Origin of the sequence: Sphingomonas sp., assembly GCF_036388435.1 — a bacterium.
Lineage (GTDB): Bacteria > Pseudomonadota > Alphaproteobacteria > Sphingomonadales > Sphingomonadaceae > Sphingomonas.
This window is the reverse complement of record NZ_DASVRV010000007.1, coordinates 1-21262: the sequence shown is the minus strand read 5'-3', so window position 1 is coordinate 21262 and position 21262 is coordinate 1. Positions and strand designations below refer to the sequence as shown.

Genomic DNA, 21262 nt, shown 5'->3' with positions numbered 1-21262 from the left:
TTGTTCGACGAGCTGTGAGCCTTTGGGTCTGGAAGCCTGGGTCCGATGCGGAGAAGCAGCGAGGCGAATGGAGATATCCCGGCTCGGCGCGCCCTGAGAAAAGCCCCGCCCGGATCGCTCCGGACGGGGCTTTTTAGAACCGCCGGAGCGGAAACGATCAGCCGGCGCCGCCCGCCAGCGCCGCCAGAAGCAGCAAGGCGACGATATTGGTGATCTTGATCATCGGGTTCACCGCCGGGCCCGCCGTGTCCTTGTACGGGTCGCCGACGGTGTCGCCCGTCACCGCCGCCTTGTGCGCTTCGGAACCCTTGCCGCCATGATGGCCGTCCTCGATATATTTCTTGGCATTGTCCCAGGCGCCACCGCCCGAGGTCATCGAGATGGCGACGAACAGCCCCGAGACGATCACGCCGAGCAGCATCGCGCCGAGCGCCGCGAAGCCCTGTTCGCGGCCGGCGACCGCGGCGATGATGAAATACACCGCGATGGGCGAAAGGACGGGCAGCAGCGAGGGGACGATCATCTCCTTGATCGCCGCCTTGGTCACGATGTCGACGGTGTGGGCGTAATTGGGGCGGCTGGTGCCCGCCATGATGCCCGGATTCTCGCGGAACTGGCGGCGGACATCCTCCACCACATGCCCCGCGGCGCGGCCGACGGCGGTCATGCCGAACGCGCCGAACAGATAGGGCAGCAGCGCGCCGAGCAGCAGACCGACGATGATATACGGGTTGTTGAGCGAGAAATTGACCGGCTCGGTCAGGCCGAGCTCGACCTTGAAGCGGTCGAGATCGGTGGTGTAGGCCCCGAACAGCACGAGCGCGGCGAGCGCGGCCGAGCCGATGGCATAGCCCTTGGTCACCGCCTTGGTCGTGTTGCCGACCGCGTCGAGCGCGTCGGTGCGGTGGCGGACATCGTCGGGCAGCCCGGCCATCTCGGCGATGCCGCCGGCATTGTCGGTGACCGGACCATAGGCGTCGAGCGCGACGACCATGCCCGCCAGCGCGAGCAGCGAGGTGGCGGCGAAGGCGACGCCGATGATCCCCGCCAGCTGGAAGGCGGCGATCACCGCGACGACGATCACCAACGTCGGCAGCGCGGTCGATTCCAGGCTGATCGCGAGGCCCTGGATGACGTTGGTGCCGTGGCCGGTCTCCGACGCCTTGGCGATGGAGCGGACGGGACGGTGGTCGGTGCCGGTGTAGTACTCGGTGATCCAGACGAGCAGCCCGGTGACGGCGAGGCCGATCATCATCGACCAGAACAGGTCCCAGCCGGTGAAGGTGAGCCCCGCGTCGCGTGCCGCGCCCGTCTCGCCGCCGACGCCGCCCGAGGCCTGGAGCGTCGAGGTCGCCGCCGACGACACGATCTGGCTCAGATCGCCGAGCACATAGGTCGTGGCGAGATAGATAGCGGGCACGGCGAGAAGCGTGGTGGTCCAGAAACCCTTGTAGAGCGCGCCCATGATCGAGCCCTTGCCGAGCCGGACCATATAGGTGCCGACGATCGAGGTGATGATGCACACGCCGCCGACGAGGAGCGGGAGCGCCATCAGCTCGAGCAGCAACGTCGCGTTGGGGACGAGCAAGGCGATCGAGACCATGGTCAGGCCGATGGTCACCACATAGGTCTCGAACAGGTCGGCGGCCATGCCCGCGCAGTCGCCCACATTGTCGCCGACATTGTCGGCGATGACGGCGGGGTTGCGGGGGTCGTCCTCGGGGATGCCCGCCTCGACCTTGCCGACGAGATCGGCGCCGACATCGGCCGCCTTGGTGAAGATGCCGCCGCCCAGCCGCGCGAAGATGGAGATGAGCGACGCGCCGAAGGCGAGCGCGGTCAGCGCCTCGATCACCTCGCGGTCGGCGGGGGCGTGGCCCTGCACCGCGACCAAATACCAGAAGATACCGGCGATGGAGAGCAGGCCGAGCCCCGCCACCAGCATCCCCGTCACCGCGCCCGAGCGGAAGGCGGCGGTCAGCCCGCCCTGGAGCGAGGTGCGCGCGGCCTCCGCGGTGCGGACATTGGCGCGGACCGAGATGTTCATGCCCACATAGCCCGCCGCCGCCGACAGGACCGCGCCGATCAGGAAGCCCACCGTCGACAGGGTGCCCAGCGTCAGGAACAGCACCACGGCGACGACCGCGCCGACCACCGCGATGGCGGTGTACTGGCGCGCTAGATAGGCCTGGGCGCCCTCCTGGATGGCGGCGGCGATGTCCTGCATCCGGGCGTTGCCGGGCGAGAGCGCGAGGATCTGGCGGCTGGTGACGATGCCGTAGAGCACGGCGAGGACGCCGCACGCCATGGCGATGTAGACGATGGTCATGCCTTCGAGTTTCCTTCCCTGTCGCGCCCCGCTTTGGTCCGGGGTCGCGTCGGGCGGGAGGCTATGGCGCGCGGGTGGCGGGCGCAAGGGGGCTGTGCCGATAGCCCAAGGTTCCGGGAAGCGGCAGCGCCTCGCCCGCGTCGTGGAGCGATAGGCCCCGGCCGGGCGCGAAGGCGCCGATGCGGGCGGCGGTGACCGGCGGTACGTAATCGGGCGCGGCGGCGAAGAGGAGCTGGTAATCGTCGCCCGCGGTCGCGGCGGCCCGGCGCGCGGCGCGGGTGTCGCCCCGGTAAGCGACATAGGCCGGGGAGAGCGGGACGGCGGCGAGGTCGATCGCGGCCGACAGCCCGCTCGCCTCGGCCATGCGCGCGGCGTCGAGCAGCAGGCCGTCGGACACGTCGCTCATCGCGTGGACATGGGGGGCGAGCGCGCGGCCCTCGACGAGCCGGGGGACCGGGCGGCGATAGGCGGCCAGAAGCTCGGCCGGGCCCGGCTCGCCCCGCGCGACGGCGAGCCCGGCGCCCGCGTCGCCGATCGTGCCGGTGACCCAGAGCGCGTCACCCGCCTTTGCGCCGGTGCGGGGCGGGGCCACCGCGTCGCGGCCGAGCGCGGTGAGGGTCAGGAGGCGGGGTGCCCCCGGCGGGAGCGAGACGGTGTCGCCGCCGATCAGCGGGCAGTCATACGCGCACAGGGCGTCGCCCAGGCCGTGGAGGAAGGCGCGGTCCCAGTCGGTATCGCGCAGGGGGTAGTTGAGGAGCACGCCTTCGGGCGTCGCGCCCTTGGCGGCGAGGTCGGACAGGTTCACGCCCAGCAGCTTCCACGCCACGTCCCCCGGCGGGTCGGTCGGCAGATAATGGACGCCCTCGACCAAGGTGTCGGTGGTCAGCACGAAGGCGCCGACGATAGCGGCGTCGTCGCGCAGCCCCCGCGCGCCGGGGTGGAGGGGCAGGGCGCGCAGAAGCCGGAGAAGGTCCTCCTCGTTCACCGTCGGGCGCGACGCGCGCTCACGTCGCCTGGTCGCGATCGAGGCGCTCGTTCACGCGGCGGAGCATCGCCTTGATCTCCTCCTGCTCGCCGTGCGTGAACGCGTCGCTGTCGACGATCAGCCGCGACGCCATGCGCGCGGTGATGAGCGGGATGATGAACAGCGGCACGACATGCATCAGCGCGGTCGCGACCACGCGTCCGGTCGCGGTCACCGGAAAGATGTCGCCATAGCCGATCGTCATCGCCGTCACGAACGCCCACCAGAGCGACTCGGTGAAGGGCTTGCCCTCCGCCAGCGCGAACAGCGACGCCGCGAGCGTGATGCACAGCACGTAGAGCGTCAGCAGCCCCGCTATGTCGTCGATCGCGTTGGCCGCGATCCCGCGCAGCCGCGCCGCGCCCTTCGATGGCCTGCTCATCCTGATCCCCCCTCCCCGGTCGCCGCGCGGATGATTGCCGGGATCGGTGCGCGAAGGGAACAGGATTCGGCGCGGCGCCCGGTTCAGCGGTCGCGCTTCGCCCCGTCGAGCTCGCGGGCGCGGCGTTCGGTTTCCGCCGCGTCGGCCTGTTTCTCGGCGCGGGTGCGGCCATGGGCGGCGCGGTTGCGCGCGGCCTGCGCCTCGACGGCGGCGCGCAGTTTCACCTTGCGCGCCAGGCGGAGGTTGACGACCTCCCCCACCCGTCAGGTCCGTACCTGCTTGGCGATCGTGTCGAGCAGGCCATTGACGAACCCCGCCTCGCGCCGGTCGTAAAAGGCGTGGGCGACGTCGACATATTCGCTGATGACCACGCCCACCGGCACGTCGGCGCGCGCGAGCAGTTCATAGGTGCCCGCGCGCAATATGGCCTTCATCGGCTTGTCGAGGCGCGGCAGGTTCCAGCCCTTGGCGAGGTGGCGGGCGACGAGCTCGTCGATCTCGTCGGCGCGCGCGCGGGCGCCGCGGACGAGGTCGTCGAAGAAATCGAGGTCGGCATCGGCATATTCGACCTCCTCGATCACAGCCCCGATGCGATGCTGGTGGAATTCGTGGAGCAGCGCGGTGGTGGGGGTGCCCTCCATCTCGTGCTGGTAGAGCGCCTGGACGGCGGCGAGCCGCGCGGCGGCGCGCGCCTTGGTCCGGGCGGCGGTGCGGGTGTGCGGGCGGGTGTCGGGGGCTGGCATGGAGGCGGGCATGTAGGGGGGAACGGGGGGTGTGTCAGCCCCGAGGTCGGCTCGACGTGCCGCTTCCTTCCCGTTCGTGCTGAGTAGCGACCGAGTAGCCGCGCAAAGCGGGGCGTACCGGGGGAGCGTATCGAAGCATGGGTGGGCGCTCGGCTTGTCCTTCGATACGCGTCCTCGACACGGCCCTAGTGGGCCTACTCGGCCGCTACTCAGGACGAACGGCAGGAGGAGGGACCGGTCCGGTCTCTACCGGTTCAACCGCAACCGCAGCGCCACCGACCGCGCATGGGCCGGCAATCCCTCCGCCTCCGCCAGCGCGACCGTGGCGGGACCCAGCTCCCGCAGGCTCGTCTCGTCGAGCTGGAGGAAGCTGGTGCGCTTCATGAAATCGAGCACCGACAGGCCGCTGGCGAAGCGGGCCCGTCTGCCGGTTGGGAGGACGTGGTTGGGGCCGGCGACGTAGTCGCCGATCGCCTCGGGCGTGTGGCGGCCGAGGAAGACGGAGCCGGCGTGGCGCACGCGCGCGAACAACGCCTGCGGGTCGGCGACGGCGAGCTGGAGATGTTCGGGGGCGAGGCGGTCGCTGAACGGCAGCGCGTCCTCCAGCCGGTCGACGACGACGATCGCGCCGTTGGTTTCCCAAGCGATGCGGGCGACGCCCTCGGTCGCGAGGGTGCCGAGCTGGCGCTCGACGCGGGCCGCCACTTCGTCCGCGAAGGCGGCGTCGTCGGTGAACAGGATCGACTGGGTGACGGTGTCGTGCTCGGCCTGGGAGAGCAGGTCGGCGGCGGTCCAGTCGGGGTCGTTGCCGCTGTCCGCGATCACGACGATCTCGCTGGGGCCGGCGACCATGTCGATGCCCACCGTGCCGTAGAGCTGGCGCTTGGCCTCCGCGACCCAGGCGTTGCCGGGGCCGGTGACCACGTCGACGGGGCGGATCGGGCCGGCGCCATGAGCGAGCGCCGCGACCGCTTGCGCGCCGCCGACACGCCAGATTTCGGTGATGCCGACCAGATGCGCGGCGGCGAGGACGAGGGGGTTGATCTGGCCGTCCGGGGTGGGGGTGACCATCGCGAGGCGCTCGACCCCGGCGACGCGGGCGGGGATGGCGTTCATCAGCAGCGACGACGGGTACGCCGCGCGGCCGCCGGGGACGTAGAGCCCGGCCGCGTCGACGGGCGACCAGCGCGCCCCGAGCCGGACGCCGGCCTCGTCGGTGAAGTCGGTGTCGGCGGGGCGCTGGCGCTCGTGATAGGCGCGGATGCGGGCGGCGGCGAGTTCGAGCGCATGGGCCAGGCCGGGGTCGAGCGCGTCGAACGCGGCCTGGCAGGCCGCGGGGTCGATGGCCCAGCCGGTCTCGCCGAGATCGTGGCGGTCGAAGCGGGCGGTGTAGTCGGCGACCGCCACCGCGCCTTCGTCGCGGACGCGGGCGATGATCGCGGCCACGTCGCGGGCGACGTCGGCGGAGGACTCGCGGCGCGCGTTCACCAGCGCGTCGAAGCGGGGGGCGAAGTCGGCGTCGAGGTGATGGAGGCGAATCATGCCGCTTGCTCCGTTTCCACCGCCCGCCGGAACGCGTCCACCAGCGGCACCACGTCGCCGCGCGTTTTCATCGCGGCGCGGTTGACGACCAGGCGGCTGGTCACGTCCATGATGCGCTCGACCTCGATCAGGCCGTTCTCCTTGAGGGTGCGGCCCGAGGAGACGAGGTCGACGATGCGCGGGGCGAGGCCCAGCAGCGGGGCGAGCTCCATCGCGCCGTTGAGCTTGACGCATTCGGCCTGCACTCCCCGCGCGGCGAAATGCGCCTTGGCGACGTGCGGATATTTGGTGGCGACGCGGACATGGCTCCAGCCGCGCGGATCGTCGGTCAGGGCCAGCTCGGCGGGCTCGGCGACCGACAGGCGGCAATGGCCGATGCCCAGATCGACGGGCGCGTAGAGTTCGGAATAGTCGAATTCGGCGAGCACGTCGGAGCCGACGATGCCGATCTGCGCCGCGCCGTGCGCGACGAAGGTGGCGACGTCGAAGGCGCGCACGCGGATCAGCTGGATGCCGGGATCGTCGGTCGCGAAGCGGAGCGCGCGGCTGTCCTCGTCGGAAAAGGCGGCTTCCGGCCGGACGCCGGCGCGCGCGAGGAGCGGCAGCGCCTCCGCCAGGATGCGGCCCTTGGGCACGGCGATGATGAGCGGAGCGGGCATTCGGGCGGGCTTTACGGGTGCAGTCGGTGCGGTGCAACATGGGCACGGAGGTGGCGCGCATGGCGGGCGAGGCGGAGAACCGGGCGGCGTTCCGGGTCCAGGCGGGCTATTCGGGGGCGATGGACGCGCCCATCACGACGCGGATCGTCACCGCGCTGGCGACCGCGATCGACCGGGACAGCGAGACCGGGCGGCGCGTGCTCGACTGGCCCGGCGAGCCGGTGGCGGACGCGATGGTGCTGAGGCTGGTGGGCGGGCTTCACGCGCTGCACCTGGCGGGGATCGATCCGGCGCTGTCGGCGGTGTTCGTGGGTGCCCCGGTCGATGCGGCCGCGGTGCTCGGCGCGGCGGTGCGGCGGCACGACGCGGCGCTGCTGCCCTGGCTGGACGGGCCGCCCCAGACCAACGAGGCGGGGCGGTCGGCGGGGCTGATGACGGGGCTGCTCCACCTCGCCGAGCGGTTCGGGCAACCGTTCGAGCTGCTGGAGATCGGATCGAGCGCGGGGCTGAACCTGCTGATCGATCGCTACGGATTCGATCTGGGCGGGGTGCGGGCCGGGCCGGGCGACGCCGCGCTGACGATCGCGCCCGAATGGCGAGGGACGCCGCCGCCGGACGCGGACGTGACGATCGGTTCGGTGCGCGGCGTCGATATCGCGCCGATCGACCTGGGCGATCCGGCGGCGGCCGCGCGGCTCCAGGCCTATGTGTGGGTCGACGCGGTGGAGCGGAGGGCGCGGCTGGCGACGGCGATCGCGCTGGTGCGCGCGCACGGCGTGCGGCTCGACCGGGGCGATGCGGCGGACTGGGTGGAGGCGCGGCTGGCGGAGCCGCAGGCGGCGGGGGTCGCGCGCGTGCTGATGCATTCGGTGGTGTGGCAATATCTGCCCCCCGCGTCGCAGGCGCGCATCCGCGACGCGATGGCGGCGGCGGGCGCGCGGGCGACGGCGGCGCGGCCGCTGGGCTGGGTGATGATGGAGCCCAATCGCGACCTCCACCGCCACGAGGTGCGCGTGCGCGGCTGGCCGGGCGCGCGCCCGATGGAACTGGTCGCGTTCACCCATGCGCACGGGGCCTGGGTGGAGGGGCTGACGCCTCCTTACCGGACAAGCGATTATGTGATGCGGGGCGTCGCGCCCGGCTAGACGCCCCAGTCGCGCATCGCCGCGATGACGGCGGGGGCGTCCTCCCAGGGGACGAAATGCCCTGCGCCGTCGACGCGCCGGATCGTCAGGTCGGGGACGAAGGCATCGAGCCCGTCGAGCTGGACCGGCAGAAGCGCCTTGTCCTCCATCCCCCAAATGACGAGGGCCGGCTGGGTCACGGGCGGGAAGGGGGCGTCGAGAAAGGCGGGGCGGGGGACCACCTCGTCGGTCTCGGGCACGATGAAGGCGCTGGCGCGATACCAGTTGAGCATCGCGGTCATCGCGCCCGGCTGCGCCCATTCGTCCAGATAGGCGGCCTTGTCGCGGCCCGCGACCACGCTGGTCAGCACATGGGCGAAGGTCGAGCCGAAGAACCGCTCCAGCCCCGCGCCGACCAGCCCCCGGTCGAGGCTCGTGTCGCGAAAGGCGCGGATATATTGGCTGGCGCGGCGCTGCGCGCGGTCGTCGATCAGGCTGCGCTGGAAGATGAAGGGATGGGGCGCGTTGACGATGACCAGCCGCGCGACGCGGTCGGCATGGCGCAGCGCCGCCATCCACGCGATCGCGCCGCCCCAGTCGTGGCCGACCAGCGTGAAGCGGTCGAGGCCGAAGTGATCGGCGAGCGCGAGCAGATCGGCGACGATCCTGTCGGCGGTGTAGCTCTCGACGTGGGCGGGCTTGCTCGACCGGGCATAGCCGCGCTGGTCGGGGGCGAGGACGAAATGGTCGCGCGCGAGGTCGGGGACGATGCCGCGCCAGGTGCGGTGCGATTCGGGAAAGCCGTGCAGCAGGATCACGGGCGGGTGCGCCGGGTCGCCCGCCACCTGGACGTCGAGTTCGACGCCGGTGGACAGCGACACGCGGGTCAGGGGGTGGTCGGTCATGGATAGCTCACCGTCAGCGGCCGGTCGGGGATGGGAATGAACTCCGCCGCGTCGTTGGGGACGAGCGGAAAGGCGCCCGAGCGCCAGTCGCGCTTGGCCTGTTCGATGCGGTCGAGGCGCGAGGAGACGAAGTTCCACCACACATGGCGCGGGGTCGAAAAGGCGTCGCCGCCGCACAGCATCACCCGCCCGCCCGCCGCCGAGCCGAGCGTCGCGGCGATGCCGGGGCGCAGCACGTAGAGGCGCATGGGCAGGAGCGGCACGCCCTCCAGCACCGCCTTCCCGTCCGCCAGGTAGAGCGCGCGCTCGTCGGCGGCGGCGTCGATCGGCACCCGCGCGCCGGGCGACAGCGCGATATCGGCATAGATCGCGCCGGCATGGGCGGTGGTCGGCGCCGACCGGCCCCAGAGCGCGCCCATGATGATGCGGGCGCGAGCGCCCCCGGCCTCGATCACCGGCAGCTCGTCGGCCGCGACGTGCTCGAAGGCGGGGCCACACTCCTCCAATGCGTCGGGGAGGGCGAGCCAGGTCTGGATACCCGACAGCACCGGCCCGTGCGCGCGTTCGTCGCCGGGCGAGCGTTCGGAATGGACGATGCCGCGGCCCGCCGTCATCAGATTGACCGCGCCGGGCTCGATCCGCTTGGCGGTGCCCAGCGAATCGCGGTGGTCGATCGCGCCGGCGAACAGATAGGTCACGGTCGACAGGTTGATGTGCGGATGCGGGCGCACGTCGATCCCCTCGCCGGTCGGGAGCGTCGCGGGACCCATCTGGTCGAAGAACAGGAACGGGCCGACCATGGTGCGCTCGGGCGCGGGCAGGGTGCGGTGGACCTTGAACCCGCCCAGGTCGTGGGTGACGGGAAACAGGGTCTGTTCGATGAAGCTATCGAGCATGGTGGGGCTCCGTGGCGTCGAGCATCTCCGCGAGGTCCGCCGGGTAGATCGCCTCGCCATGCGTAGCGAGGTCGGCGCGGGTGAACCAGCGCCAGCTCTGCATGACGCGGCGCTCCAGATCGGTATGGAGCGCGGGGTCGACCGCGTGCTTTCCGATATCGACCCGGAAATAGCGTTCGTCGGCGGTGACGGGCACGCCCTCAACCGAGACGAAGTCGACGACGCGCCGCGCGACCTGCGGGCCGGGGTCGCGGTCGAGCCCGGTCTCCTCGCGGAGTTCGCGGCGGGCGGCGTCCTCGTAGCTCTCGCCCGGATCGAGCGCGCCGCCGGGCGTCACCCAGAAGGGCGCGCGGCCTGCGACGGTGAAGCGGAACAGCAGCGCGCGGCCCGCGCCGTCGACGAGCAGGATGCGCGCGGCGGGGCGGGGGCGGCGACCACCTTCTTTCGACCCGCTCGTCATTCGCCCGGCGCGGCGGCGCGGATCGACAGCGCGTGGATGGGGCCGGCGAGCAGATCGGCCAGCGCCCGGTTGACGAGCCGCTGGCGCGCGACGCGGTTGAGCCCCGCGAAGCGCGGACTTTCGATCGCGACCGCGAAATGCGTCTCGCCGGTGCCGTCGTCGCCGCTGTGCCCGGCATGGTGGTGGCTTTCGTTGACGACATCGAGCCGGGTGGGTTCGAGCATGTCGTTGAGCCGGGCCGTTATTTTCTGGACGACGGTGGGGAAGGGAGCGGTGGCGGGTGCGGTCATGGCGCCTATATAACGCGTTTGTCCGGGAATGGGTGGGTCGTGTCGCGCAGTGATGAAGGTAAGGATCGGGGCCCGAAGGATCGCCCCGGCCCCCGCTTCCATGGTCGGGTCGAGGGGACGGGGCGGGTCTGCGCCGACCCCGATTGCGCCGAGCCCGGTGAGTTCCGCGCCCCGCCCCCCGATGGCTGGGCGAGCGCGGACGGCCCGCCGCCGTTCCGCTGGTTCTGCCTGGACCATGTCCGCGCGTTCAACGCCCGGTATAATTTCTTCTCGGGCATGAGCGCGGAGGAGATCCACGCGGCGCAGCGGCCCTATGCGGGATGGGAGCGCGAGACGCGCGCCTTCGCCGGCAATGCGTCGGAGCGGGGCCCTCGCTGGGCCGATTTCTCCGACCCGCTAGACGCGATCGCCGCGCGCTTCCGCCGCGAGCCCGCGCCCGAGCGCACCGACGGCAAGCCCTTATCGGGGCAGGACCGCGAGAGCCTGCGCGTCCTGGGGCTCGAATCGACCGCCGATCGGCACGCGCTGCGCAAGCGCTACAGCGAGCTGGTCCGCCGTTATCATCCCGACCGCAACGGTGGCGACCGGAGCCACGAGGGCGCGCTGCAAAAGGTCATCGCGGCGTACCAGCAGCTCCGGCAGGCGCCCGCCTTCGCTTAAGGGGTGAGTTCGACCACGGGGGTGAAGCCGCCCATGATCATGCGCTTGCCGTCGAAGGGCATGGGTTCGGCCATCATGCGTTCGTCGGACTCCATGTTCTTGAACGCTGCGTCGCGCGTCGCCCTGTCGGGCCATTCGATCCAGGAGAAGACGACCGACTCGCCCTCCTTCAGCTGCACCGAGCGGCCGAAGTCGGTGACCTGGCCGGTCGGTACGTCGTCGGCCCAGCATTCCATCACCCGGGTGGCGCCCCATTCGAGGAACAGCGCGTCCATGCGCCGCGCGTGGTCGATGAACGCGTCGCGTCGCGCATCCTCAACGGCGATCACGAAAGCGTCGACATAGCTCATTCCGATTCTCCCTTTTCCACCGATGAGCCGATCGACCAGAGATGGCCGAACGGGTCGCGCAGCTGGCCGTAACGATCGCCCCAGAACATGTCGGACACGGGCATGGCCGGCTCCGCGCCGGCCTCAACGGCACGCGCGTACCAGCGATCGGCGTCGTCGACCTGCAGGTGCATCCACACGCCCTCGGGCGCCCCCATCGCCTGCCCGCTATATTCGGGGAAGTCGTCGACGAGCATCAGCGACCCCCATTGATGACGAGATGCGCGTGCATCAGGCGCCGGCCGTCATCGTGCGGCATCCGCACGCGCTCTTCCGCCCCGAAGGCGCGGACATACCAGTCGATCGCCTCGCTCGCGCGGCCGTCGGCGATGGCGAGATGGGGCGTGACGCCCGCGGTCGGGCCCTGGTCGGGATGGCTGCTCACCCGGCCTGCTCCTCGCACAATGCCTTGAGCTGGTCGGCGACGACGCCCCAGCCCTGTTCGAACCCCATGGCGCGGTGCTTCTCGGCCGCTTCGGCTGTCCAGTGGCGCGCGGTCGCGCGGTAGCGGGTGCCCTCGCCATCGGGCTCGACCTCCCAAATGCCGGTCATGAAGGGCTCGCGGGGGACCCAGCCGGCGCCATAGGCGTCGGTCGTCACGAAGCGGCGGCCGGGCACGACGTCCAGGAACACGCCTTCGAGGGGAGCGGCCTCGCCGTCGGGGCCGCGCATGACCATCGCGCAGCGCCCGCCCGCGCGCCAGTCCTGCTCGACGATCTCGGTCGTCCAGGGCTTGGGGCACCAGAATTCGGCCATGCGCTCGGTCAGGACGCGCCACACCGCGTCCGGCGGCGCGGCGATGTGCCGTTCGACGCTGAGTTCCAGCTGCTCGACCATGATCCTCCCCCGGTTCACGCGACTCGGTGATCGGCATCCTGCCCCAAGATCGCACGGATGCGTAAGGGGGAGCCGGTCGCGAGCTGATCCGTTCAACCATGTGTCTCGACTTCACGGGGCGCGAACGGCAAGGGGGACGGCGCCCTCAAGGACCCGACATGACCGATATCCCGAACACCCAGCCCGACAGCCGCGAGACGACGCTGCTCGCCGCCCCCGACAAGCAGGTCGGCGTGCGCGAGCTGTTCGGGATCGATGTCGATATGAAAGTGCCCGCGTTCAGCGAGGCGGACGAGCGGGTGCCCGATCTGGACCCGGCCTATGTGTTCGACGCCGACACCACGCTCGCGGTCTGCGCGGGGTTCGCGCATAACCGGCGCGTGATGGTTCAGGGCTATCACGGCACGGGCAAGTCGACGCATATCGAACAGGTGGCCGCGCGGCTCAACTGGCCGTGCATCCGCATCAACCTGGACGCGCATATCAGCCGCATCGATCTGGTCGGGCGCGACGCGATCGTGCTGCGCGACGGGCAGCAGGTGACCGAATTCCGCGAAGGCCTGCTCCCCTGGGCGCTCCAGACGCCGACCGCTTTGGTATTCGACGAATATGATGCGGGGCGGCCCGACGTGATGTTCGTGATCCAGCGCGTGCTGGAGACGGAGGGCAAGCTGACCCTGCTCGACCAGAATCGCGTGATCCGCCCCAATCCCTGGTTCCGCATGTTCGCCACCGCCAACACGGTCGGGCTGGGCGACACGAGCGGCCTGTATCACGGCACCCAGCAGATCAACCAGGGGCAGATGGACCGGTGGAACGTGGTCGTCACGCTCAACTACCTCCCCGCCGCGGTCGAGGCGCGGATCGTGCTCGCCAAGTCGGGCGAGTACGACAAGCCCGACGGCAAGAAGACGGTGGACTCGATGGTGCGCGTCGCCGACCTGACGCGCAAGGGCTTCGTGGCGGGCGACATATCCACGGTGATGAGCCCGCGCACCGTCATCACCTGGGCGCAGAACGCGCTGATCTTCGGCGATGTCGGCTTCGCGTTCCGGTTGAGCTTCCTCAACAAATGCGACGAGGCGGAACGGCCATTGGTGGCGGAATATTACCAGCGCGTGTTCGGGAAGGACCTGCCGGAGAGCGTGGTGGGGAAGGGTTGAAGGCGGGAGTGGACTAGGCTACTTAGTCCATTGAAGGAGGTGCAGATGGCCGAGGCCGATCCGCAGAAGACGTTCAACCTTCACGAGGCGAAGACTCATCTGTCTCGTCTGGTCGACCGCGCCCATGCGGGCGAGGAGATCATCGTCGCCAAGGCGGGCGTGCCATACGCCAAGCTCGTCCCGATCTCATCACCTTCGAGCGTCGCGCGTACGCCAGGCCGCTTCAAGCACCTATTGCGGAGCGTGTCGTACGAGGACGTCATGAGTCCCTGCTTCACGGAGGAAGAGCTGGACGACATCGAGAACGCCAGCATCTTCCCGCCGGAAAATTGATGCGATTGCTGCTCGATACGCATGCGGTGATCTGGTGGTGGATGGATGACCCGATCCTGCGCGATGACACCAGGAAGGCGATGGCGGACGCGGCGAATGAGGTGTTCGTGAGCGCCGCGACCGGTTGGGAAATCGCGACCAAGGTTCGCAAGGGACAACTGCCCGAGCTTCGCGCGCGGGTGCCGACCTTTCATGACGATATCGTGCAAGAACGGTTCCGGCATCTTCCGATCACGGTCCGGCACGGCGTGCATGGCGGGTCGCTGCCGGGCGCCCATAAGGACCCGTTCGATCGATTGATCGCGGCGCAGGCGCTCCTGGAGGGGCTGACCGTCGTCACCCGCGACCCCGAAATCGCGGCCTTTGGGTGCGAGGTGCTCTGGTAATGGCCGAAGAGACCCCCCTCGACCGGTTCAAGGCCGTCCTCGCCGGGACGGCGCGCGCGCTGGCGGACGAGCCGGAGGTGGAGCTGGCCTTCACGGCCGACGCGCCGGCGCAGTCGGGCAAGCATCTGAAGGTGCCGATGCCCGCGCGGCAGTTGCCGGCCGAGCAGGTGGCGGAGGCGCGCGGGTTCGCGGACGGGTTCGCGCTCAGGCTGCGGCACCATGACACGGCGCTGCATCAGCGCGGGGCGCCGGCCGAGGCGGTCGCGCGCGCGGTGTTCGACGCGGTGGAGACCGCGCGGATCGAGGCGCTGGGCGCGCGCGGCTATGCGGGGGTGTCCGACAATCTGGGCACGGCGCTCGCCATGCGGCTGCGGTCGGACCCGATCACGCGGGCGCGGACGGCCGCCGAGGTGCCGCTGTCGACCGCGCTCCAGCTGCTGGTGCGCGAGAAGCTGACGGGCGTCGCCGCGCCCGAGGCCGCCGAGCCGGGGCTGGCGATGGTACGCGACTGGGTCGAGTCCAAGGCCGATCTGGGGGCACTGGGCCTGGCGCTGGACGATCAGCGCGCGTTCCAGGCGCTGGCGACCAAGCTGCTCGCCGACCTGGAGCTGATCGAGGGCGAGCAGGTCCCGGAAGAAGCCGAGGACGGGGGCGAGGAGGACGAGGGCACCGACGAGGAGCAGCAGGAGGGCGAGGACGGCGAAGAGGAAGGCGCCGAGGGCGAGGGCCAGGTCGAGGCGCGCGGTGAGGAACGCGAGTCCGAGGGCGAAGACGGCGACGGCGCCGAAATGGGCGAGGACATGCCCGACAGCGACGGCGATCCCGGCGACGAGGGCGAGGAGGGCGCGCAGCCCGTCCGCCCCAACCGGCCTATGCCCGACCTGTCGCCGCAATTCGACTACAAGCCTTGGACCACGCACTATGACGAGGTCGTGCTGGCGTCCGACCTGTGCGACGCCGACGAGCTGGCGCGCTTGCGCGGCTATCTGGACCAGCAGCTCGTGCATCTGCAATCGGCGGTGTCGAAGCTCGCCAACCGGCTCCAGCGGCGGTTGATGGCGCAGCAGTCGCGGTCCTGGGACTTCGACCAGGACGAGGGGATGCTCGACGCGGCGCGGCTGGCGCGCGTCATCGTCAACCCGACCCAGTCGCTGTCCTACAAGATCGAGCGCGAGACCGATTTCCGCGACACGGTGGTGACGCTGCTGATCGACAATTCGGGGTCGATGCGGGGGCGGCCCATCTCGATCGCGGCGATATCCGCCGACATCCTGGCACGCACGCTGGAGCGGTGCGGCGTCAAGACGGAGATATTGGGCTTCACCACCCGCGCCTGGAAGGGCGGGCAGGCGCGCGAGACCTGGCTGGCGGCCGGTCGCCCGCCCCAGCCGGGGCGGCTGAACGACGTGCGCCACATCATCTACAAGCGCGCCGACGAGCCGTGGCGCCGCGCGCGCACCGCGTTGGGGCTGATGATGCGCGAGGGACTGCTCAAGGAGAATATCGACGGCGAGGCGTTGCTCTGGGCGCATGCGCGGCTGATGGCGCGGCCCGAGGAACGGCGCGTGCTGATGGTCATCTCCGACGGGGCGCCCGTCGACGATTCGACGCTCAGCGTGAACTCCGGGTCCTATCTGGAGCGGCATCTGCGCCAGGTGATCGGGTGGATCGAGGGCAAGTCGCCGGTCGAGCTGGTCGCGATCGGCATCGGCCATGACGTGACCCGCTATTATAGCCGCGCCGTCACGATCATGGATGCCGAGCAACTGGGCGGCACGATCGTCGAGCAATTGGCGGCGCTGTTCGACACGCCGTGATCGACCTTCCGCCGGGCGGGTATGCGGGGCCGGTCAAGCGGTCGATCACGATCGCGGGCCATGCGACCTCGATCAGCCTGGAGCCGTTGTTCTGGGCCGCGCTGGAAGCGGCGGCGCGGGCGCGCGCGTTGCCGCTGTCGGCGCTGGTCGCCGCGATCGACGCTGCGCGGGTGACGCAGCGCGATCCGCCCAATCTGGCGAGCGCGCTGCGAAGCTGGCTGTTCGCGGAAGCTGGTCGGTCGGGCATGGGGAAAACACAGATCATCAAGACTGAAAATCATTCGCAATAAGATTGACACTGCGAATGGGTCGCAATAGCGGTTGCTCCAAGAGGGAGCATAAGATGAACGCCGCAACGACCCGACTGCCCGCCTTTCTCGCGCTGAGCTGCGTCGGGGCGTTCGTCACCGCACCGGCGCTTGCGGCGGACCCGGCGCCGGTGACCGCCGACGAGCCCGAGACGGGCCCCGACGTGGTCGTCAATGGCGAGCGGCTGAAGCGCGTGAACCCCAAGGAGGTTGCGCCGCCGATCAACACCCCGCGATCGACGGTGCAGCTGCCGCGCGAGGTGATCGAGCAGTCGGGGTCGAACAGCCTGCAGGACGCGCTGCGTACCGTGCCCGGCATCACCTTCGGCGCGGCGGAGGGCGGCAACCCGGTCGGCGACCGGCCGTTCATTCGCGGGTTCGACAGCCAGGGATCGACCTATCTGGACGGGGTGCGCGACATCGGCGCGCAGAGCCGCGAGGTGTTCGCCGTGGAATCGATCCAGATCGTGCGCGGGTCGGATTCGACCCTGGGCGGGCGCGGCGCGGCGGGCGGGACGCTCAACATCCAGTCCAAGATGCCGATGCCCGGCACTTTCGCGAGCGGGGCGATCAGCTACGGGTCGGACGATTACAAGCGCGCCACCGCCGACCTGAACCTTGCGGTCGCCGATAACGTCGCGTTCCGGCTGAACGGATTGTGGCACGACCAGGACGTGGCGGGCCGCGACGCGCTGTTCCAGAAGCGCTGGGGCATCGCGCCGTCGATCACGGTCGGGGTCGGCGGGCCGACCCGGCTGACCGCGATGTATTATCATCTGGAAACCGACGAGCTGCCCGACAGCGGCTTCCCTTATGCCTATGTCGCGAGCGCCAACGTCAACGCGACCCCGGCGGGGAGCAGCGGCACGATCAATTCCGAGCCGACGGTCGGACGGTTCACGACCGCGTCGGGCGTGACCGGGCGCATCTCGCCCGACAATTTCTACGGGTTGGTCGACCGCGATTTCCGCAAAACCAAGGTCGACCAGGCGACCCTGCGCGCCGAGCATGATTTCGGCGGCGTCACGCTGCGCAACACCGCCCGCTACAGCCGTGCGAGCCAGGCCTATATCTTCACCCAGCCCGACGACAGCCAGGCGAACGCGTTCGGCATCCCCGCCGGCCAGCGCAACGGCGCGTCGCCGAGCGCTCGGTTCAACGACTATACCGCTGGCGGGCGCGTCTGGCGGCGCGCGAACACGCGCTTCGGCACGACGGAGAGCCTGATCGACCAGCTCGACCTGTCGGGCGTCGTCCGCACCGGCGGCGTCGAGCACAGCTTCGCGGTCGGCGGCGAGATCGGCTGGGAGCAGGCGGAGCGCGGGACGTTCGTGGTCAATGCCGGCGCGGGCAACGCGGCGGGCGGAACGCGCTGCGGCACCGCGCCGGGCGTCGCCCCCTATAATTGCGCGGACCTGTTCAACCCGAACCCGAACGACCCCTGGGTGAACTACGCAGCCGGAAGCACGACCGCGACGACGCCGATCGTGCGTGGGGCGCCGGGTACGACGACGATCACCGACGGCAAGACCCGCGCCGTGTACGCGTTCGACAGCATCACCCTGTCGCCCGCGCTGATCGTCAATCTCGGTATCCGGTACGAGTCCTTCGCCTCCAGGGTCAGGCTGCCGCTGGCGGGCGGCGAGCGGCCGGTGGTGCGGCGCGACGACGATTTCGTGACCTATCAGGCGGGCGCGATCTTCAAACCCAGCGCGAATACCAGCGTCTACGCGTCCTACGCCACCTCGGCGACGCCGCCCAACAGCCTGATCGGCGAGGGTCAGGAGGGCAACGCGCTCGGCACGGTCGGCGGCGCCGCGGGCCAGGCGGCGATCGAGGCGCTGAGGGTCGAGCGGTCGCGCTCCTATGAGGTCGGCGCCAAGGCGGACCTGTTCGGCGAGAAGCTGGCGCTGACCGCCGCGCTGTTCCGCACCGAGACCAGGAACGCGCGCGTGACGAGCGACGCCAATACGGTGGCGTTCATCGGCGAGCGGCGGGTGGACGGCGTCGAGCTGGGCTTCAACGGGCGGATCACGCCGCGCTGGAACCTGTTCGGCGGCTATACCTATCTCGACGCGGAGATCGTCGACGGAGGCTTCACCGCCTTCGTGCTGCCCGCCGGCGCCGGCGCCGGCGCGCGCACGGTGCTGCAGCCTTCGGTCAATACGGGTCGGCAATTCCCGCAGACCGCCAAGCACAGCTTCACGCTCTGGACGAATTACGATTTCGGGCGCTTCGATATCGGCGGCGGCGCCTTCTATACGAGCCGCGTGTTCGGCGGTTACGCGGACAATCGCTTCGTCCAAGGCACGGGATCGGCGGCGAGCGTGGTGCCCGCCACCGTCGTGATCGCGCGGTCGGTGCCGAGTTACTGGCGCTTCGACGCGCGCGCCGGCGTCGACCTGACCGACCGGGTGCAATTGTCGGTCAACGTCCAGAACCTGACCGACGAGCGCTATTTCAGCCAGGCGTTCAGCTCGCATTACGCGATCATCGCGCCGGGCCGGACGGTGTTCGGGACGCTGGGGGTGCGGTTCTGACGGCGCTCTCAGCCTTGAGCCCGGACGAGCTGACCGAGCGGTTGTCGGGGCCGGGCCGCGCTGCGCTGATCGTGCAGGCGGCGGAGGCCGGCATCGCCGAGGCGGAGGCGGTCTACGGCCAGATGCTGCTCGACGGCACCGAGGTCGCGCGCGACGAACGCGCTGCCTTCGGATGGTTCATGCGCGCGGCCGCGCAGGATCACCTGATGGCGCTCAACATGGTCGGGCGCTGTTACGATCTTGGCCAAGGCGTCGCGGTCGACAAGGTCCGCGCCGCCGCGTGCTTCCGCGTCGCCGCCGAGCGCGGGCTGGTCGAGGCGATGTACAATCATGCGACGCTGCTCGCGCTGGGCGAGGGCGTTCCGCAAGACAAAGCGGCGGCGCTCGCCTGGCTGGAGCGGGCCGCGGCGCAGGGCTATGCCAAGGCGGTGAACTTCGTGGGCAGTTTTCGCGAGGACGGCTGGGCCTGCCCGCGCGACCTGGACGCCGCGGCCGAGTGTTACGCGCGGGCGGCGGCGGGGGGCGATTTTCGCGGCATGTTCAACCATGCGCGGATGCTGGCGGCGGCGGGCGATCTCGACGGCGCCGTCATGTGGCTGGAGCGCGCGGGCGCGGCGGGCAACGCGCCCTTCGTCGCCAAGGCGGCCGAATGGCTCGCGCGATCGGACGCGCCGCGGCTGCGGACCGACGGACTGGCGGCGCTCCGGCGGGGCGCGGGATGCTGATCGCGGTCCCGGACGTGCTGACGGCGGACGAGCTGACGCGCGTCCGGGCGGTGGTCGAGGCGGGCGACTGGGCGGACGGGAACGCGACCTCGGGCGCGCAATCCGCGCTCGCCAAGCGCAACGCGCAATTGCCCGAGGAGTCGGACGCGGCGCGCGAGGCGGGGGCGCTGGTGCTCGATGCGCTGGCGCGGTCGGCGCTGTTCGTGGCGGCGGCGCTGCCGCTCAAGGTGTTTCCGCCGCTGTTCAACCGGTACACGGGCGGGCAGGCGTTCGGGACGCATGTGGACAATGCGGTCCGCATCCGCCGGGGCAGCGATTTCCGCATCCGGTCCGACCTGTCGGCGACCTTGTTCCTGTCCGACCCGCAAGACTATGACGGCGGCGAGCTGGTGGTGGAGGACCTGTTCGGGGAGCAGCGGGTCAAGCTGCCCGCGGGGCATCTGGTGCTCTATCCGGCGTCGAGTCTGCACCGGGTGGAGCCGGTGACGCGGGGCGCGCGCGTCGCGGGTTTCTTTTGGATACAGTCGATGATCCGCGACGACGGCGACCGGCGCATCCTGTTCGAACTGGACGGCGCGGTCCAGGCGGTCGCGGCCGATCGGGGCCAGGGCGATTCGGCGGTGGTCAGGCTGACCGGCGTCTATCATAATCTGCTGCGGCGCTGGGCCGAGATGTAAGGGTAGGGCGATGAGCAAACAGGCGCTGCGGCGCACCTGGTTCCAGGTTCACAAATGGATCGGGCTGCTGCTCGCGATCCTCATCATCCCGATCTCGTTCACGGGCGCGGTGCTGGTGTGGCACGAGGAGCTGGAGCCGGTGCTCGATCCGGCGCGCTATGCGGTCAGCGGCGACGCCCTGATCGCGCCCGACGCCTATCTGCGCGCGGCGCGGGCGGTGATGACGCCGGGCGACCGCGTCGCGACCTTGGCCATGCCCGAGCATGGCGGCCCGGTGGTGGTGTCCGCCGCGCCCGCAAAAGCGCCCGCGCGGCCGGGGCCGCCGCAGCGGACCAACATCTATCTCGACCCGCCGACCGCGCGCGTGCTCGACGTGGCGCCGAGCAATGGCGGGCTGATGCGCGTCTTCCACGTCCTCCACGGCAGCCTGCTGATCCCCGGTGTCGGACGGCAGATCGTCGGGTGGATCGGCGTCGCGATGATGTTGTCGGCGCTGACGGGCATCTGGCTCTGGTGGCCCGCCATGGGGCGCTGGACGCGCGGTTTCCGGTGGCGGCGGCATCCCAACACCGACACCAACCTCCATTACCAGTTCGGTTTCTGGATCGCGGTGCCGCTGTTCATGCTGTCGCTGACGGGGGCGTGGATCTCGTTTCCCGCCTTTTTCGGCGCGCTGACCGGCGAGACGGGCGGGGGCGGTGCCCAGCGTGCGCGCCAGGCGGCGGCGCGGGCGCGGCCGATCGAGGCGACGACGCGCTCGGTCGATCAGGTGCTCGCCGCTGCGCGTGGCGGCGAGGTGCGCCAGATCGCTTGGCCGACCGACAAGAAGCCGGCATGGACGGTGCGGCTGGAGCGCGGGCAGCTGTCGGTCGACGACCGCACCGGCGCGGTGACGCGCGAGGCGGGGCCGCCCCAGGCAGGGGTCGCGCGGCTGATGCGGCGCCTGCATGACGGGACGGGCATGGGGCTGGTCTGGCGCGTCGTCATCTTCCTGGGCGGGATGATCCCCGTGCTGCTGGGAGTGACGGGCGTGATCATGTGGTGGCGCTCGCGCGGGTGGCGGGCCAAGGCCA

General features: G+C 70.6%; 26 protein-coding genes. 11 read left to right on the top strand and 15 right to left on the bottom strand.

From position 1 onward, the window contains the following. Positions 1-157 precede the first annotated feature (157 nt). From VF592_RS01785 to hisG, 7 genes are all read right to left on the bottom strand, one after another. Complete coding sequence (locus VF592_RS01785) at positions 158-2329, bottom strand: sodium-translocating pyrophosphatase (RefSeq protein WP_331003883.1); 2172 nt, start codon at positions 2327-2329, stop codon at positions 158-160. A 61-nt stretch (positions 2330-2390) separates the two neighbouring features. Then, positions 2391-3314 (bottom strand): thiamine-phosphate kinase, encoded by a 924-nt coding sequence (thiL, locus tag VF592_RS01780; protein WP_331003882.1) that lies wholly within the window; start codon positions 3312-3314, stop codon positions 2391-2393. Positions 3315-3333: 19 nt separating this feature from the next. Next, a complete protein-coding gene (locus tag VF592_RS01775) occupies positions 3334-3735 on the bottom strand; it encodes a potassium channel family protein (RefSeq protein ID WP_331003881.1) in 402 nt (133 codons plus the stop codon). An 83-nt stretch (positions 3736-3818) separates the two neighbouring features. Beyond that, on the bottom strand, positions 3819-3995 hold the full coding sequence (locus VF592_RS01770; protein WP_331003880.1) for a DUF4169 family protein: 177 nt from the start codon (positions 3993-3995) through the stop codon (positions 3819-3821). A gap of 3 nt (positions 3996-3998) precedes the next feature. Continuing rightward, positions 3999-4478, bottom strand: coding sequence for a transcription antitermination factor NusB (nusB, locus tag VF592_RS01765; protein WP_331003879.1), 480 nt, complete (start codon positions 4476-4478; stop codon positions 3999-4001). Between the two features lie 246 nt (positions 4479-4724). Beyond that, entirely contained in the window at positions 4725-6020 is a 1296-nt protein-coding gene (gene hisD, locus VF592_RS01760) for a histidinol dehydrogenase (RefSeq protein ID WP_331003878.1), read from the bottom strand. Further along, positions 6017-6679, bottom strand: a complete 663-nt coding sequence (gene hisG / locus VF592_RS01755) for an ATP phosphoribosyltransferase (protein ID WP_331003877.1) — start codon at positions 6677-6679, stop codon at positions 6017-6019. Before hisG ends, hisD begins: the two co-directional genes overlap by 4 nt. 59 nt (positions 6680-6738) lie before the next feature. On the opposite strand from hisG, the gene VF592_RS01750 reads away from it, so the two are divergent. Next, on the top strand, positions 6739-7824 hold the full coding sequence (locus tag VF592_RS01750) for a DUF2332 domain-containing protein (RefSeq protein ID WP_331003885.1): 1086 nt from the start codon (positions 6739-6741) through the stop codon (positions 7822-7824). On the opposite strand, the gene VF592_RS01745 is transcribed toward VF592_RS01750, so the two are convergent. From VF592_RS01745 to VF592_RS01730, 4 genes are read right to left on the bottom strand one after another with little or no spacing between them, the layout of a single operon-like run. Beyond that, entirely contained in the window at positions 7821-8708 is an 888-nt protein-coding gene (locus VF592_RS01745; protein ID WP_331003876.1) for an alpha/beta hydrolase, read from the bottom strand. The two genes, VF592_RS01750 and VF592_RS01745, sit on opposite strands and share 4 nt — an antisense overlap. Continuing rightward, positions 8705-9604, bottom strand: a complete 900-nt coding sequence (locus tag VF592_RS01740) for a pirin family protein (protein ID WP_331003875.1) — start codon at positions 9602-9604, stop codon at positions 8705-8707. Before VF592_RS01740 ends, VF592_RS01745 begins: the two co-directional genes overlap by 4 nt. After that, the gene (locus tag VF592_RS01735) at positions 9594-10064 is read right to left on the bottom strand and encodes an NUDIX hydrolase (protein ID WP_331003874.1); all 471 of its coding nucleotides are present in this window, start codon (positions 10062-10064) and stop codon (positions 9594-9596) included. The genes VF592_RS01740 and VF592_RS01735 overlap by 11 nt, the downstream gene beginning before the upstream one ends. Further along, on the bottom strand, positions 10061-10354 hold the full coding sequence (locus VF592_RS01730; protein ID WP_331003873.1) for a BolA family protein: 294 nt from the start codon (positions 10352-10354) through the stop codon (positions 10061-10063). The genes VF592_RS01735 and VF592_RS01730 overlap by 4 nt, the downstream gene beginning before the upstream one ends. 39 nt (positions 10355-10393) lie before the next feature. On the opposite strand from VF592_RS01730, the gene VF592_RS01725 reads away from it, so the two are divergent. Then, on the top strand, positions 10394-11014 hold the full coding sequence (locus VF592_RS01725; protein ID WP_331003872.1) for a J domain-containing protein: 621 nt from the start codon (positions 10394-10396) through the stop codon (positions 11012-11014). Here VF592_RS01725 and VF592_RS01720 read toward each other — a convergent pair. Genes VF592_RS01720 through VF592_RS01705 form a run of 4 tightly spaced genes read right to left on the bottom strand, consistent with a single transcriptional unit; the run spans position 11011 to position 12240 of the window. Beyond that, a complete protein-coding gene (locus VF592_RS01720) occupies positions 11011-11364 on the bottom strand; it encodes a DUF1428 domain-containing protein (protein WP_331003871.1) in 354 nt (117 codons plus the stop codon). The genes VF592_RS01725 and VF592_RS01720 overlap by 4 nt on opposite strands. Then, complete coding sequence (locus VF592_RS01715) at positions 11361-11600, bottom strand: VOC family protein (RefSeq protein WP_331003870.1); 240 nt, start codon at positions 11598-11600, stop codon at positions 11361-11363. Before VF592_RS01715 ends, VF592_RS01720 begins: the two co-directional genes overlap by 4 nt. Beyond that, a complete protein-coding gene (locus tag VF592_RS01710) occupies positions 11600-11788 on the bottom strand; it encodes a VOC family protein (protein WP_331003869.1) in 189 nt (62 codons plus the stop codon). Before VF592_RS01710 ends, VF592_RS01715 begins: the two co-directional genes overlap by 1 nt. Continuing rightward, positions 11785-12240, bottom strand: a complete 456-nt coding sequence (locus VF592_RS01705) for an SRPBCC family protein (RefSeq protein ID WP_331003884.1) — start codon at positions 12238-12240, stop codon at positions 11785-11787. Before VF592_RS01705 ends, VF592_RS01710 begins: the two co-directional genes overlap by 4 nt. A 158-nt stretch (positions 12241-12398) precedes the next feature. Between VF592_RS01705 and cobS the strand changes: the two genes are divergently transcribed. The 9 genes from cobS to VF592_RS01660 form a co-directional block, all read left to right on the top strand. Next, positions 12399-13403 carry a cobaltochelatase subunit CobS gene (gene cobS, locus VF592_RS01700; RefSeq protein ID WP_331003868.1) on the top strand — a complete coding sequence of 335 codons (1005 nt, stop codon included), beginning with the start codon at positions 12399-12401 and terminating at the stop codon, positions 13401-13403. Between the two features lie 45 nt (positions 13404-13448). After that, entirely contained in the window at positions 13449-13736 is a 288-nt protein-coding gene (locus VF592_RS01695) for a type II toxin-antitoxin system prevent-host-death family antitoxin (protein WP_331003867.1), read from the top strand. Further along, on the top strand, positions 13736-14122 hold the full coding sequence (locus tag VF592_RS01690) for a type II toxin-antitoxin system VapC family toxin (protein WP_331003866.1): 387 nt from the start codon (positions 13736-13738) through the stop codon (positions 14120-14122). The genes VF592_RS01695 and VF592_RS01690 overlap by 1 nt, the downstream gene beginning before the upstream one ends. Continuing rightward, positions 14122-15939 (top strand): cobaltochelatase subunit CobT, encoded by a 1818-nt coding sequence (cobT, locus tag VF592_RS01685; protein ID WP_331003865.1) that lies wholly within the window; start codon positions 14122-14124, stop codon positions 15937-15939. The genes VF592_RS01690 and cobT overlap by 1 nt, the downstream gene beginning before the upstream one ends. Further along, a complete protein-coding gene (locus VF592_RS01680) occupies positions 15936-16229 on the top strand; it encodes a ribbon-helix-helix domain-containing protein (protein ID WP_331003864.1) in 294 nt (97 codons plus the stop codon). Before cobT ends, VF592_RS01680 begins: the two co-directional genes overlap by 4 nt. A 53-nt stretch (positions 16230-16282) precedes the next feature. Further along, positions 16283-18787, top strand: coding sequence for a TonB-dependent receptor (locus tag VF592_RS01675; RefSeq protein WP_331003863.1), 2505 nt, complete (start codon positions 16283-16285; stop codon positions 18785-18787). Positions 18788-18801: 14 nt separating this feature from the next. Continuing rightward, positions 18802-19512 (top strand): tetratricopeptide repeat protein, encoded by a 711-nt coding sequence (locus VF592_RS01670; protein WP_331003862.1) that lies wholly within the window; start codon positions 18802-18804, stop codon positions 19510-19512. Next, complete coding sequence (locus VF592_RS01665; RefSeq protein WP_331003861.1) at positions 19506-20189, top strand: Fe2+-dependent dioxygenase; 684 nt, start codon at positions 19506-19508, stop codon at positions 20187-20189. The genes VF592_RS01670 and VF592_RS01665 overlap by 7 nt, the downstream gene beginning before the upstream one ends. Positions 20190-20199: 10 nt before the next feature. Continuing rightward, a partial coding sequence (locus VF592_RS01660) for a PepSY-associated TM helix domain-containing protein (protein WP_331003860.1) occupies positions 20200-21262 on the top strand: 1063 nt, incomplete at its 3' end.